Here is a 14,889-nt window from a genome sequence, read left to right on the forward strand (position 1 = left end):
GCATTATTAGTCACTACTTGAGGCACCTGTATGAATCACCGTTCTGTGTTTATTGTTTCTGATGGTACGGGGATTACGGCAGGTGCCTTAAGTAAACTTCTGGAACATTTTCCCAATACCCAGTTCACAACGACCCGCCTCCCCTTTACGGATAATGACGAAAAGGTGCAGGCAGCGTTTGAGCATATCCAGAAAGTGGGCGATCAGGACGGTATTCGCCCGATAGTGATCATGTCGATCGGCAATGGTGAACACCGTAACCACCTCAAGCAAGCCAACGCTTATTTTATTGATTTATTCCACCGCTTTATTTATCCCCTGGGGTCTGAACTTAATCAGGAACCACTGACAGGTGCCAGCATTGCTTACAGTGTCAAAGGGCATAGTTACCTGGAGCGCATGGAGGCGATCAACTTTACGCTCAATCATGACGACGGCATGACCAACTCTGGTTTGGATGAAGCTGATGTGATTTTGATTGGCGTCTCCCGTTGCGGCAAAACACCGACCAGTATCTACTTGGCCATGCAGTTTGGCATCAAGGCAGCCAATTACCCATTGATCCCGGAAGACTTTGAGCGCGGCTCTTTACCCGCAGCGGTAGAAAAGAATATTGACAAGATTTTTGGGCTGACCATTAAGCCCGAACGTCTGCACTCTGTGCGCAGTGAGCGTCGTCCAGACAGTTTTTATGCTTCTTTGGACAATTGCCGCAAAGAAATTGCGACAGCAGAAGAAATGATGCGTCGTTATAACATTCCATGGGCAGACTCTACCAGCCGCTCTATTGAAGAGCTTTCTGCCCTGATCCTGCAAAAAATTCGCCAGCGCTAAGGCTGGCGTTTTTTTCTATAGCAATCCAAGTTTGGCAATCAAGCGGCAATCGCCATCTCGTGGCCTTGCATGGCCGGAGATTTTACAGCTTGTGGCTTGAGCATATCACTACGCCAAAAGTAATAAAACTCACGGGAAACACTGAGGAAAGTATGCTGGGAGCCCAGCGCATTGAACAGCGGTAAATTCCTGTCCACCATCTGGCGATAGCTATGCGATTGTTTATAGGGCACCTGACGCAAGGAGAGCAACAGGCACTTGGCCATGCGCATGCGTTCTTTAAATACTGCAGGCTCGAACCCACGCACCATGGATACCTGCTTAAACGTATCCATCACTTGCTCTTCTTGGCTAGTCATGGTGGTTTTATCCAGGTCGTACCAATGTTTGAACAACTCATCCTGGGTCGCCATGGTCACTGGCGTAGTACCGTTGAAGACTTTCGCCTGGCTCATGGCGGCAATGGCCTTGATATCACGCACCCAGAACGAGAAAAACTCGCGAACGACAGGCAATATGGCTGGAATCTCGGCCGGATCCATGCTGGCAATAAAGCGGTCAACGGCCTGCCGGTAATGGCTACCGTCACAAGGAATGTCTTTCAGGAACGCACTCAGGCGAATAATCACAAACTCACGTTGAACCAGCACACGCTGACTCACGCCTTGACCGGTAAGCAGTTTGACATAGGCCTTTTGTGCTTCTTCTTCTCTGGTCATTTCCATATGAACTCCCGTTATTTATTCTGAAGAATGCGCTGCCATCTGACAGGCATTGACAGTTTCATCTTAAAACAGGCCTTGGTGGTTCAAATATCGAATGAAGGCGGTAAAAATCCCATAATTCGGTGCTTGAGGCAGAGCTATGCCTTGTCGTTGATTGCGCTGGCATTCGCTTGCGGTTGGTGTGTCAGGCGCAATAACAAGGTGCTCAGCAACGTCATCATGAGCATCGCCACCGCGAGAGTCAATGTGGAATGCCAGACGAAAGGCACGATCACTGCCGAGCAAACTGTGGAACAAAGCATTTGCATGAACGCCTGTGCAGAGGCTGCCGTCCCGCGCACTTTGGGATAACAATCGAGGGCGGCAATAGACAATACCGGCATCGCGGTAGCCATGCCTATATTAAAGAGTGCAATGGGCAAAATCGCCAGCCACCAGGCGTGATGAATGCCATCGCCAGCCCATAACTGGACACAGACATTCAAACTGGCAATCAAGACCATCCAGGCAAATGCGTACCGCAAAGCCCTAGCCGGGGCAATCTTGCCAGCGGTATGGCGAGATATCCAGGAGCCCAACATCATGCCGGTCACCGTCGGGATAAACAGGTAACCAAATTGCTGGCTGTTCAAGTGTAAATGCTCGACCAGGAATACCGGGCTTGCCAATACATAAATGAAAAAAGCGGCAAAGTTAAGCCCCAGACAAGCAATCAACGCCAGGAAAACACGATGCCTAAGCATTTTGCCATAGGTATGGGCAATCCCTGCCAATGAAAAAGGCACACGCTTTTCTACGGTCATGGTCTCTGGCAGGTAACGTACCGCCATCCATAAAGCAACCGCTGCATACAAGGATAAAAACAGGAAAATGGCTTGCCAGTGGATTCCCAGTAACAGACCACCCAAAATCGGCGCAACCGCTGGTGCAATGCCGAATAACAGTTGCACGGTCGCCATGACGCGCTGCGCTTGGGCACCCGAGAAGAGGTCTCGCACCATGGCACGCGCCACGGTGTTGCCCGCCCCACCACTCACGCCCTGCAACGCCCTGAACAGCCACAAGGTTTGCACATTGGGCGCGAAGGCACAGCCCAGGCTTGCCAGCACAAAGATAGCTAACCCCCATTTAATAGTTGTAATGCGGCCAATGGCATCAGAAATGGCCCCATGGCACAAGGTCATGACGGCGTAGGGCAATAAATAAAAAGTTAAGCTCTGCTGTATTGCCAGTTCATCCGCGTCAAACTCAGCCGCCATGACATGGAAAGCTGGCAGGTAGGTATCAATTGCAAAAGGCGCTAATGCAGCCAGTGCTGCCAGAACCAGCACGAGTACTGAAGAACGAGATTTCAAAATGAAAGACTTTCTTAAAAAAATACAGGTGCCTGATGGGCACCTGTGGATCATAAATCATATTGCAGCCGTTGGCTAAAAATCGTTTGCTAAGGCAGAGCGTGGAACTGCTCTATACGCTCTTTATCGCCTTCCACATATTTTTTAGAGTTCTTGTCCGTCCTGAAAATAATGGGCTGTTCGCGCAAGAACGGTTTTTGAGAATTGGCCAGTGCTTCATCAATCAAGTGACGGTTTGGCGACTTGGTACACACCGGATCCGCCATTTCAGCATCTCCGCTCAGCAAATAGGATTGGCAGCGGCAGCCGCCCAGATCATTCTCTTTCTCGTCACAACTGCGGCAAGGCTCTTTCATCCATTCCATCCCGCGGTATTTATTGAATGCGGGTGATTCTTTCCATGCCCATTCCAGACCATTCTCCTTGACATTAGGGAACTCAAGACCGGGCAAGACCCTTGCAGAATGGCAAGGCAACACATCACCGTTGGCAGTGACAATCATGAACACCTCACCCCAACCATTCATGCATTTTTTGGGCCGGTCAGAAAAATAATCCGGCACGACAAAAAACACTTTCATCTTGTTGCCGACACGTTCCCTGAAAGCATTGGTCGCCGCCTCAGCATTCGCCAACTGCTCGCGAGTAGGCATCAACTGATCGCGGTTGACCAGGCTCCAGCCGTAGTACTGGGTATTGGCCAGCTCAACGTAATCCGCGCCAAGGGCTTCAGCCATTTCGAGAATTTTGCCGACTTGGTCAATGTTATAGCGGTGTATCACCACATTGAGCACCATCGGGTAACCATGGGACTTAATCATAGCCGCCACTTTCTTCTTCAACTCAAAGGTGCGCGTATTGGTGATAAAGTTGCTGATATCTTCGGTCACATCGTGCATGGAGAGCTGGATGTGATCCAGCCCCCCTTCTTTGAAGGCCTGGATGCGTTTTTCAGTCAAGCCAACCCCAGAGGTAATCAGGTTGCTGTAATAACCTAATTTGTGTGCTTCAGCCACAATCTCTTCGATATCATCGCGCAACAATGGCTCACCACCTGAGATGCCCAGCTGAATGGCGCCCATCTTACGTGCGTCACGCAAGGCGCTGATCCATTGTTCAGTCGTTAATTCGTTTTTTGTGTGTTTGTCATAATCGGTGGGGTTATAACAAAACGCACAATGTAGCGGGCAACGATAGGTCACCTCTGCCAACAACCAGAGGGGTTGTTTCTGTGTCACGCTTGCTGCAACGCCATTATTTAACTGTGCCATGATGCCCTTCCTTTCGGATTAATTCACCTTGCGTAACCAGGCTTTACCCACAGCGATATCAAACATGCCCAGGATATCGCTTTCAATGTCTTCGGCATCTGGAAAAGTATTCTTCAAGTCAGCCACAATCTCACCGACACTTGTTTTACCGTCCACCCGTTTGAGAATCTCACCTGCACCACCGTGCAACTTGATCATGCCTTCGGGAAACAGAATGACATAGCTTTGCTGCGCTTCTTCCCACTGGAAACGGTGATGCAAGGCGATGGCATATATGTCTGAGTGCTGAATATTGTTTTCCATGTTTTACTTTCAATAACGCCGTTGTCGAACCACTTAGCTTTCGATGTGTATCACTGGCTGGCGTAAATAATCACGCCCTTCTGTTTTGATCTCGGTACAGGCTAGCATGATAGAGTCGGCAATCACCCATAACACATTCAATTTAAATTGCAGAATCTCCAGCGCTTTCATCTGCATTTCGCGTGATGTACTGAAATAATCCAGCGTCACACTTAAACCCTGCTCTACATCGCGTCTAGCTTCCGTGAGGCGCTTCTTAAAGTACATCAGCCCTTCTTCTTTTACCCATGGATACATGCTGGGCCAGGAGCTGATACGTTGCTGATGGATATGCGGCGCAAACAGTTCAGTCAGGCTGGAACAGACACTTTCCTGCCAGGGGCGTTGCTTGGCAAAATTAATATAGGCATCGACGGCAAAACGGACGCCAGGGGACACCAGTTCCAGGCTAGTCACTTGCTCACGGGTCAATCCAACTGCTTCACCTAGTTTAATCCAGGCTTCGATACCGCCAATCTGGTCATCCACGCCATCATGGTCAGTAATGCGAACGATCCATTGCTTGCGCACTTCCTTATCTGGGCAGTTAGATAAAATCGCCGCATCTTTCATGGGGATGGCGATCTGGTAATAAAAGCGGTTGGCCACCCAGCATTGCAGCTGTTCTTTGGTCAACTTGCCTTCATACATCATCACGTGAAACGGATGATAAATATGGTAACCCTGCCCTTTTTCGCGAAGCTTTGCCTCAAACTCTTCACGGGTCCATGGCAATTGTGCCTGAGTCACTGCGTTCATTGTTCTCTCCTATAGAATGATGTCCATGCCGTCATATGCCACCTCGATCTTATGATCATCGAGGATCGCACGCTCGGCGGAATCTTCCCTTAATATCGGGTTGGTATTGTTGATGTGGATCAGCACCTTACGCACCGGTTTATTCACACCAAACTTGTCCAACTCTTCTATCATGCCGCCCGGGCCAGATTGTGGATTATGGCCTATGCTGCGCGCTGTCTTGGTCATCAGGCCCATATCCAGCATTTCGGTATTGGTCCAGAAGGTGCCATCGACCATGATGCAGTCTGCCTGATTCATCAAGGGTGGCAGATGCGGCTCAATTTCAGCCAGGCCCGGTGAATACCAGCATTTTTTGCCGGTAGAAATTTCTTCAATCAGCACACCGATGGTATCGCCCGGATGCGGGTCATTACGGTGCGGAGAATAAGGTGGCGCGGCACTTTTGAGCGCCACAGCCGTAAAACGCAAGTTAGGGACACCTGGAATCTCAAAACTGTGTGCATGGCTGATATCGTTGGCATCAATCGGGATTTCGTGATGGTTGATGCCACAATAATGGCCAAGAATATTTAAAATCTGGTTACCTGACGTGAGATCACCATAGACGGCTTTGGTACAGTAAATCTCACGCTTTACTTGACCCTCACGCAACATGAACAAACCCGTCGTGTGGTCAATTTGCGCATCAATCAGCACAATCGCTTGTATACCGGTATCCCGAATGCCACGGCCAGGCTGTAAAGGGGCAAACTCCTGGATTTGCTGCAAGACATCCGGAGAGGCGTTGAACAAGACCCAATCAACACCATTGCTGGAGACACAGATGGACGATTGTGTGCGTCGCTTGGCTTTGATCGTGCCTTTACGCAAGCCATCACAATTTTGACAGTTACAGTTCCACTGCGGAAAACCTCCGCCAGCGCCAGCCCCTAATACGTGTATATGCATAATCGCTCGTTATTTCTATTAATCATGAATGTGTCGATGAGTTTCACCTCATCATACAACAATTGTGAATGACCTACTGTTTCACAGCTATCAGCTGTTACTGTTTAAGTAGACTCGCATCATACGCATGCGTTGCATGAACAGCCTGCAATTGACAATGATTCCCTGCTCATGATTTTCATGAGCGCATCAATCACTGGCATCGGCGCGCATAAAAAAGCCGTGCATAAAGCACGGCTTTTCATACACACATCACTTATTCAGCAGCGGCATGCTTGTCACGGCGGGCCTTAACTGCAGCAGCCAGCGTTTCCAGCACAGCCACTGAGTCCTCCCATCCTAAACAGGCATCGGTGATGGATTGCCCATAATTAAGGCTGCAGCCTGGCGAATGATCCTGTCGTCCTTCGTTCAAATGCGACTCTAGCATGATCCCGATAATGCGAGCATCACCACCCGCTATTTGGCTGGCCACATCATTCACCACCGAAATCTGGTTTTTATATTGCTTCTGGCTATTGCCATGACTGCAATCCACCATCAATACCGGTGCCAGACCTGCGTCGGCCAATTGGTCACAAACTGCGGCCACACTAGGCGCATCAAAATTAGGCGCTTTACCGCCGCGCAAAATCACATGGCAGTCCTCATTGCCCTTGGTGGCAAAAATCGCAGATTCACCTTCTTTAGTCACTGACAAGAAGTGATGTGGACTAGCTGCCGCTTTGATGGCATCAATGGCCACTTTTACACCACCATCAGTGCCGTTTTTAAAGCCCACTGGGCAAGATAAGCCAGAAGCCAGTTCGCGGTGAATCTGAGACTCTGTCGTCCGCGCGCCAATCGCCCCCCAACTGACCAGGTCAGCGGTATATTGTGGAGAAACCACATCGAGAAACTCTGTGGCCGCAGGCATGCCGATTTCATTCACATCGAGCAGAAAGCGACGAGCTTTTTCCAGGCCAGAATTAATATCATAAGTGCCATCCAGATGCGGATCATTGATCAGCCCTTTCCAGCCTACGGTGGTGCGTGGCTTCTCGAAATATACCCGCATCACAATCAATAACTCACCACCCAGCCGATTGCGTACCTCCAGCAGGCGTCTGGCGTATTCCATACCAGCTTCAGTGTCATGGATAGAGCATGGCCCCACAATCACCAGTAAGCGGTCATCACCCTGATGCAGGATGTGATGGATGGCACTACGCGTTTTGAGGATATTTTGTGTGCTGACCGTACTTTCCTGCAAGCGAGACAACAACTCCGCGGGCTTTACCAGCGGTTTGATTTCAAGCACGCGAACATCATCGGTCGCTAATTTTTCGTATACAGTCATGAGGTTAAAATATTTTCCAGCACTTCCAGGAAGCGCGCATTTTCGCTAAACAAACCGATGCTCACGCGCAAATAATCCGGCATTTCATAATTGGCCACTGGCCGTACAATCACCCCTTGTTTCAGCAAGGCTTGGTTGACGGCACTGGCATTGGTCACCTTAAAGCTGACAAAGTTGCCGAAGGAAGGAATGTAGCTCAAACCCATTTTTTCGAGGCCTTGCGTGATTTGCGCCATGCCGGCCTGATTGGCAGCATAACTACGCTGCACAAAATCGTCATCCTGCAGCGACACCGTCGCCGCCACCTGTGCTAGGCTATTCACATTGAATGGCTGGCGCACACGGTTCATCAAATCTGCCAGATCGGCATGCATCAGGCCAAACCCTACACGTAAACCAGCCAAGCCGTAAGCCTTGGAGAAGGTACGTGAAATGATCAGGTTCTCGAACTCTGCTAGCCAGCCAATCGCTTCCGATTTATCAGCCGCAGAAAGATATTCGTCATAAGCCTCATCCAGAACCACCAGAATATTTTTAGGCACCTGGCGCAGAAAATCCTTTAATGCCGCCTTGCTAATCAGCGTACCTGTTGGATTATTCGGGTTAGCCACAAATATCAATTTGGTTTTTGGGGTAATCGCCTCTAAAAAAGCAGGCAAATCATGACCAAAATCAATGGCAGGCACCACAACACCGGTGGCTCCCACTGCTTGGGTCACCAGTGGATAGACGGCGAAAGCATGCTGCGAATAAATGGCTTCATCTCCGGCCGTCAAAAAGGCACGCGCAGCCAGTTCCAAAATATCATTCGAACCGTTGCCAAAAACGATTTGTGCAGGTTGAACGCCATATTTTTCGCTGACCGCATCGCGCAGGGCAAAGCTGTTACCGTCAGGGTAACGCGCAATCTCATAAATCGCTTCTTCAACTGCCATTTGCGCCTTGGGGCTCATGCCCAACGGATTTTCATTGGAGGCAAGCTTGACGATATCCGCCTCGTTCAAGCCCATTTCGCGGGCCAACTCACTGATAGGTTTACCCCCTTGGTATGGCGCAATGGCACGAATATTGGCAGGGGACAATGCTGATAAATTTGACATAATCAAAAATTAAATGATGGCGGCTGGGTAAGAACCCAACACTTTAAGGAAAGTCGCGCGCTCGGCCAGCTCTTTGAGCGCTGCCTGCACCGAAGGCTGCTGTTGATGGCCTTCGATATCGACAAAGAAAACGTAATTCCACAGATTCTGGCGCGATGGCCGCGACTCCAGCTTGGTCATGCTCACACCGTGTCGCGACAAGGGCTCCAGCAATTGCAGGACGGCACCTGGTTTGTTATGCGCGCTCATGACCAAGGATGTCTTATCCTGACCTGAAGGCGCAACGCCATGATTACCCAACACCAGAAAACGCGTGGTATTTTTCGGGTCATCTTCAATATTTTCAGCCAGGATATTGAGGTCAAACAACTCGGCAGCACGCTTGCTGGCAATCGCCGCAGCAAACGTACCTTGCGTGGCAACAAGCTCATGAATCATCTGTGCAGCACGTGCGTTGCTCGTCACTGCCTCACGTTGTGCACTCGGTAACACTTTGTTTAGCCATTCATGACATTGCGACAAAGACTGTGCGTGAGAAAACACATGCGTAATCTGTTGAAGATCCTGCTGCGCAGATAACAGGCAATGATGGACCGGTAAAGTCACCTCGCCTACCACTTGTAATGCACTGGCTAATAACAAGTCCAGGGTAATACCAACCGCGCCTTCGGTGGAGTTTTCTACAGGAACGACGCCATAATCGGCCTGACCTGCCTCAACGGTACGAAAAACTTCATCAATACTGCCGCAAACAACCGCCTGGCGGCCTTCACCAAACTGCTTGAGTGCGGCTTCTTCACTGTAGGTGCCCAGTGGGCCCAGAAAAGCAATCGCAAGCTCTTTTTCCAAAGCACGGCAATTGGACATGACCGCCCGAAAAATATGGCTAACTGCCTCCGGTGACAGCGGCCCTTCATTTTCTGCTTGCAAGCGGCGAATAATCTGCGCTTCACGCTCAGGACGATAAATCACACCATCATCCTTTAAATGGCCGATTTCACGTGCCAGCTTGGCACGCTCATTGACGAGCGCTAGAATCTGCACATCAATCGCGTCAATCTTATCTCTAAATTGTTTTAATAAATCAGACATTTAAAGTTTAATATTCGTGTATTTTATGAATTGCTTTTTTCAAATTCCTGCATGAATTCAACCAATGCTTTAACGCCTTCAAGAGGCATGGCGTTATAGATACTGGCTCGCATGCCCCCCACCGAGCGGTGACCTTTGAGTTGCAACAGGCCGCGGGTATCGGCTGCTTTCAAAAACAGTTCGTTCAGGGCTTCATCACGCAATCTGAACGGGATATTCATGCGGGAACGATAGGCACGTTGAATCGGATTGTAATAAAAATCCGTTTGATCCAAATAGTCATACAGCAGATTGGCTTTGGCAATATTGATTTTCTCAATGGCTTCCACGCCGCCTTGCGCCAGTAACCACTCAAAAACCAGCCCCGCAATATAGATGCTGTAAGTAGGCGGCGTATTGATCATGCTTTGATTTTCGGCCTGGGTTTTCCAGTGAAAAACCGCTGGCGTTAATGGCGATGCTCGATCCAACAAATCTTCACGCACAATCACCAGGCATAAGCCAGCCGGGCCGATATTTTTCTGTGCGCCACCATAAATCACGCCATATTTGGAGACATCTACCGGGCGCGACAAGATATGGGAAGACATATCCGCCACAATAGGAACACCATGGGTTTCCGGCACATCCAAAAACTCAACGCCATTGATCGTTTCGTTCGTGCAGTAGTGTACGTAGGCAGCATCTTTATTCAACTGCCATTCAGAAAATGGCGGCACATGGGTAAACCCATCAGCTTCTGCTGAAGCTGCAACATTGATCTGTCCGTAGGCTTTGGCGTCCTGTACGCTACGTTTGCTCCACGAACCAGTGACTACGTAATCCGCTGACTTGCCGTTGAGCAAATTCATGGGAATGATCGCGTTTTCTCCGATGGCGCCGCCTTGCAGGAATAAGACTTTGTAATTGGCCGGAATCGCCATCAACTGACGCAAATCGGCTTCAGTTTTTTCCAGGATACTGGTGAATTCCTTGCCGCGATGCGACATTTCCATCACGCTCATGCCTGAGCCATGCCAATCGAGCATTTCTGCCTGAGCGCGTTCAAGAACTGGCTTTGGCAAGACTGCCGGACCGGCAGAAAAATTAAAAATCTGTTTCATGCGTCTGTTTATTCTTCGCTGTCATCACCATCATCGTCGGTCTCTACAATTTTCTCCAGACCGGATAATTTTTCACCTTCACCCAAATTAATGAGGGTCACGCCTTGTGCGGCACGGCCCATATCGCGGATTTCCTTCACGCGGGTACGGATCAGCACACCACCGGTGGTAATCAGCATAATTTCGTCTTCTGCGGTCACCAGTTTTGCCGCAATCGCCAGGCCATTACGCTCACTGATCGCAATCGCCTTCACGCCTTGCGTACCACGGCCAGAATGACGGAACTCAGACAAGACCGTACGCTTGCCGTAGCCGTTTTCGGTCGCGACCAACACAGATTGCTGGTCATTCTCTGCAATGAGCAAGGACAATACCTGCTGTTTGGCAGCCAGTTTCATGCCACGCACACCGCGGGTTGCACGGCCCATCGGGCGTACATCATCTTCAGTAAACCAGACCGCTTTACCGCCATTGGAAACCAGCACGATATCGTTCTGGCCATTGGTGACTTCTGCACCGATCAGATAATCCCCCTCGTCCAGGTTAATCGCAATAATGCCGGATTTACGCGGATTGGAGAACTCAACCAAAGAGGTTTTCTTGACCGTGCCCATGGCCGTGGCCATAAACACATAATGATTTTCATCAAACTCTTTGACTGGCAGGATGGCATTGATTTTTTCGCCCTCTTCCAGTGGGAACAGATTCACAATCGGCTTACCGCGGCTGACGCGGCTGCCTTGTGGCACTTCATACACCTTGAGCCAGTATACGCGGCCACGGCTGCTGAAACACAGGATGTAATCATGGGTATTGGCCACAAACATCTTGTCGATAAAGTCATCTTCTTTGGTCGCAGCTGCCTGTTTACCGCGGCCACCACGTTTTTGCGCACGGTATTCATCGAGAGGCTGCGATTTAACATAGCCGGTATGCGAGAGCGTCACCACCACATCCTGAGGCGTGATCAGGTCTTCCAGCGATAAATCTTGTGTGTTTTGCTCGATTTCAGAACGACGCTTGTCACCAAACTGTTTCTGGATTTCGTTCAACTCTTCGACAATGATCGCCGTGACGCGCTCAGGTTTTGCCAGGATATCCAGTAAATCAGCAATGATATCCATCACCTCTTTGTATTCGTTGACGATCTTGTCTTGTTCCAGGCCAGTCAAGCGTTGCAAACGCATTTGCAGGATTTCCTGCGCCTGTACATCAGACAGTTTGTAGCCTTGCGGTGTCAGGCCAAAATCGACTGACAAACCTTCCGGGCGCGAAGCTTCCATCGCCGCACGTTTAAGCATTTCCTCAACCACTGGAGAATTCCAGCTACGGGCCATCAATTCTTTTTTCGCTTCCGGCGGGGTTGGCGCGGCTTTGATGATGGCAATCATCTCGTCAACGTTGGCCAATGCCACCGCTAGGCCTTCGAGCACATGACCACGATCTCGCGCTTTGCGCAGCTCGAACACGGTTCTCCGTGTCACAACTTCGCGGCGGTGACGCAAGAAAGCCTCTAGCATTTGCTTGAGGTTCAGCAAGCGTGGCTGGCCATCCATCAAGGCTACCATATTCATGCCGAAGGTATCTTGCAGCTGAGTTTGCTTGTAGAGGTTATTTAAAATGACCTCTGGGACTTCGCCGCGCTTGAGTTCAATGACCACGCGCATACCGGACTTGTCAGACTCGTCGCGCAGGTCAGAAATACCTTCGATCTTTTTCTCGTTGACCAGCTCGGCAATTTTTTCAATCAGGGTCTTTTTGTTGACCTGATACGGTAACTCATCAATGATGATCGATTGGCGCCCCCCTTTTTCCAGGTCTTCAAAGTGGGTGCGACCACGCATCACTACACGGCCACGACCAGTACGATAGCCCTCTTTGACGCCAGCCGTGCCGTAAATAATACCGGCAGTCGGGAAGTCTGGCGCCGGGATAAATTCAATCAACTCATCCACACTGATTTCGGGGTTCTTGAGCAGTGCAAAACAGGCGTTGAGCACTTCATTCAGGTTGTGTGGCGGGATATTGGTTGCCATGCCCACTGCGATACCCGAGCTACCGTTAATCAGCAGGTTAGGAATACGCGTTGGCATGATCAGCGGCTCTTGCTCGCTGCCATCGTAGTTAGGGCCAAAGTCTACGGTCTCTTTTTCAATATCCGCCAGCAATTCATGCGCGATCTTGGACATACGGATTTCGGTATATCGCATCGCCGCCGCATTATCGCCGTCGACAGAACCAAAGTTACCCTGGCCATCGACCAGCATGTAGCGCAAAGAGAAATCCTGCGCCATACGCACGATGGTGTCATACACCGCAGTATCGCCGTGCGGGTGATACTTACCGATCACGTCACCGACAATACGGGCTGACTTTTTATAAGGTTTGTTGTAATCATTAGACAGCTCGTGCATGGCGAACAACACGCGCCTGTGTACTGGCTTGAGACCATCACGAACATCGGGAAGCGCACGACCTACAATCACGCTCATGGCGTAATCGAGGTAGCTACGGCGCATCTCGTCTTCTAAACTGATAGGCAGGGTTTCTTTAGCAAATTGATCTGGAGACTGACTCATTCTTGACCCAAATTATAGTTAAAAGTTATCACCTGATTTTAGCATATCTAGCGCAATCCCGCTCGGCAAATCGCGGTCAAGAAACTGATTACAAGAAGCGTGGAGGATCAGCTAGACCGCCAGAAAAAACAAAGGGAGCAAGAATGCTCCCTCAAAGATTAATAAACCGTGCAGCAGTAAATCACTGTGTCAGCAGTTGCAAATCCGCTTTCAAATCTTCAATATGTTCCAAGCCCACCGCAATTCTCACCAGATTATCCTTAATGCCCGCTTCAGCCCGTGCCTCGGCAGTGACGCGGCTATGCGTAGTGGTCGCCGGGTGCGTGATAGTTGACTTGGCGTCGCCCAGGTTGGCCGTAATCGAAATCAGGCGCGTCGCATCGATCAAAGCCCACGCTGCCTCCTGTGCAGTTTGCCCAGCACGCGGCTTGACCTCAAATGTCACGATACCCCCACCCAAGCGCTGTTGCTTTTGCGCCAGCGCATATTGCGGGTGTGAGGGTAAACCTGGGTAATACACGCGCTCAACGCCAGGCTGCTGTTCAAGCCATTGGGCCAATGCCAAGGCACGGGCAGCATGCGCTTCCATACGCACCTGCAAGGTTTCAAGACCTTTCACGAATACCCAAGCATTAAATGCGCTCATGGTCACGCCAGCAGTGCGCAAAAAGGCATACACCGGCTCGATGATGGCCTTGCTGCCAAGTACAGCTCCACCCAGCACCCTACCCTGACCATCGATATACTTGGTGGCGGAATGAATGACGATATCCGCGCCCAGCTTGAGGGGTTGCTGCAAAGCTGGCGTACAAAAGCAGTTATCTACTGTCAGATAGGCGCCAGCCGCATGTGCCACCTCAGCCAATTGGGCAATATCGCCGACTTCAGTCAAAGGGTTAGACGGCGTTTCAGCAAAAAACAGTTTGGTATTGGGTTTGGCTGCTGCTTTCCAGGCCTCGACATCGGTCAAGGAAACCAGCGTCACCTCCAGCCCCCAGCGTTTGAGGATATTGGTAAATAATTGAACGGTTGTTCCAAAAATACTGCGTGACGCCACAATATGGTCGCCCGCGCTGCAAATACCCATGATGCACGCCAGAATCGCTGACATACCGCTCGCGGTTGCCACACACTGCTCTGCGCCTTCAAGGGCGGCCAGCTTGTCTTGGAACATGGTCACGGTTGGATTGGTAAATCGTGAATAAATATTGCCTGGTTCTGTGCCCCCAAAACGCGCCGCTGCCTGCGACGCACTTTTAAAGCGGAAACTGGAATTTAAAAACAAGGCTTCAGAGTTCTCTCCAAACTCGGTGGTGAGTGTGCCGGCCCGCACTGCCAGCGTTTCCAAATGGTATTGATCGTTCATGTTTCCTCAAACTTCTGTCCGCAAACGGACGGCAATAAAAAACCCGCTTTAGCATTGCGCTAAAACGGGTCTT

At 50.2% G+C, this 14,889-nt stretch carries 13 protein-coding genes; 1 reads left to right on the top strand and 12 read right to left on the bottom strand.

The window, feature by feature from the left end; translation table 11 throughout:
• Positions 1-30: 30 nt before the first annotated feature.
• Complete coding sequence (locus tag ACJ67_RS08195; RefSeq protein WP_018985153.1) at positions 31-834, top strand: pyruvate, water dikinase regulatory protein; 804 nt, start codon at positions 31-33, stop codon at positions 832-834.
• A 38-nt stretch (positions 835-872) separates the two neighbouring features.
• Here ACJ67_RS08195 and ACJ67_RS08200 read toward each other — a convergent pair whose 3' ends face one another.
• The 12 genes from ACJ67_RS08200 to ACJ67_RS08255 all read right to left on the bottom strand — a co-directional run bounded on the left by ACJ67_RS08200 (position 873) and on the right by ACJ67_RS08255 (position 14,816).
• Entirely contained in the window at positions 873-1,559 is a 687-nt protein-coding gene (locus tag ACJ67_RS08200) for a hypothetical protein (RefSeq protein WP_049638655.1), read from the bottom strand.
• A gap of 137 nt (positions 1,560-1,696) precedes the next feature.
• Positions 1,697-2,917 (bottom strand): multidrug effflux MFS transporter, encoded by a 1,221-nt coding sequence (locus tag ACJ67_RS08205; RefSeq protein WP_049639833.1) that lies wholly within the window; start codon positions 2,915-2,917, stop codon positions 1,697-1,699.
• Positions 2,918-3,003: 86 nt separating this feature from the next.
• On the bottom strand, positions 3,004-4,185 hold the full coding sequence (pqqE, locus tag ACJ67_RS08210) for a pyrroloquinoline quinone biosynthesis protein PqqE (protein ID WP_049638656.1): 1,182 nt from the start codon (positions 4,183-4,185) through the stop codon (positions 3,004-3,006).
• Between the two features lie 18 nt (positions 4,186-4,203).
• Entirely contained in the window at positions 4,204-4,488 is a 285-nt protein-coding gene (gene pqqD / locus ACJ67_RS14830; protein ID WP_018985149.1) for a pyrroloquinoline quinone biosynthesis peptide chaperone PqqD, read from the bottom strand.
• A 33-nt stretch (positions 4,489-4,521) separates the two neighbouring features.
• Positions 4,522-5,286 carry a pyrroloquinoline-quinone synthase PqqC gene (gene pqqC / locus ACJ67_RS08220; RefSeq protein ID WP_049638657.1) on the bottom strand — a complete coding sequence of 255 codons (765 nt, stop codon included), beginning with the start codon at positions 5,284-5,286 and terminating at the stop codon, positions 4,522-4,524.
• Between the two features lie 9 nt (positions 5,287-5,295).
• Positions 5,296-6,237, bottom strand: coding sequence for a pyrroloquinoline quinone biosynthesis protein PqqB (pqqB, locus tag ACJ67_RS08225; RefSeq protein ID WP_049638658.1), 942 nt, complete (start codon positions 6,235-6,237; stop codon positions 5,296-5,298).
• A gap of 256 nt (positions 6,238-6,493) precedes the next feature.
• Complete coding sequence (locus tag ACJ67_RS08230) at positions 6,494-7,576, bottom strand: 3-deoxy-7-phosphoheptulonate synthase (RefSeq protein ID WP_049638659.1); 1,083 nt, start codon at positions 7,574-7,576, stop codon at positions 6,494-6,496.
• Positions 7,573-8,676: a histidinol-phosphate transaminase gene (hisC, locus tag ACJ67_RS08235; RefSeq protein WP_049638660.1), complete on the bottom strand. Its 1,104-nt coding sequence runs from the start codon at positions 8,674-8,676 to the stop codon at positions 7,573-7,575. The genes ACJ67_RS08230 and hisC overlap by 4 nt, the downstream gene beginning before the upstream one ends.
• A gap of 9 nt (positions 8,677-8,685) precedes the next feature.
• Complete coding sequence (pheA, locus tag ACJ67_RS08240; RefSeq protein WP_049638661.1) at positions 8,686-9,768, bottom strand: prephenate dehydratase; 1,083 nt, start codon at positions 9,766-9,768, stop codon at positions 8,686-8,688.
• Positions 9,769-9,791: 23 nt separating this feature from the next.
• The gene (serC, locus tag ACJ67_RS08245) at positions 9,792-10,871 is read right to left on the bottom strand and encodes a 3-phosphoserine/phosphohydroxythreonine transaminase (protein ID WP_049638662.1); all 1,080 of its coding nucleotides are present in this window, start codon (positions 10,869-10,871) and stop codon (positions 9,792-9,794) included.
• Between the two features lie 8 nt (positions 10,872-10,879).
• Entirely contained in the window at positions 10,880-13,450 is a 2,571-nt protein-coding gene (gene gyrA / locus ACJ67_RS08250; RefSeq protein WP_049638663.1) for a DNA gyrase subunit A, read from the bottom strand.
• Positions 13,451-13,631: 181 nt separating this feature from the next.
• Positions 13,632-14,816 carry an O-succinylhomoserine sulfhydrylase gene (locus ACJ67_RS08255; protein WP_049638664.1) on the bottom strand — a complete coding sequence of 395 codons (1,185 nt, stop codon included), beginning with the start codon at positions 14,814-14,816 and terminating at the stop codon, positions 13,632-13,634.
• Between the last annotated feature and the right edge of the window lie 73 nt (positions 14,817-14,889).

It is taken from the genome of Methylophilus sp. TWE2, from assembly GCF_001183865.1.
Classification (GTDB): Bacteria; Pseudomonadota; Gammaproteobacteria; order Burkholderiales; family Methylophilaceae; genus Methylophilus.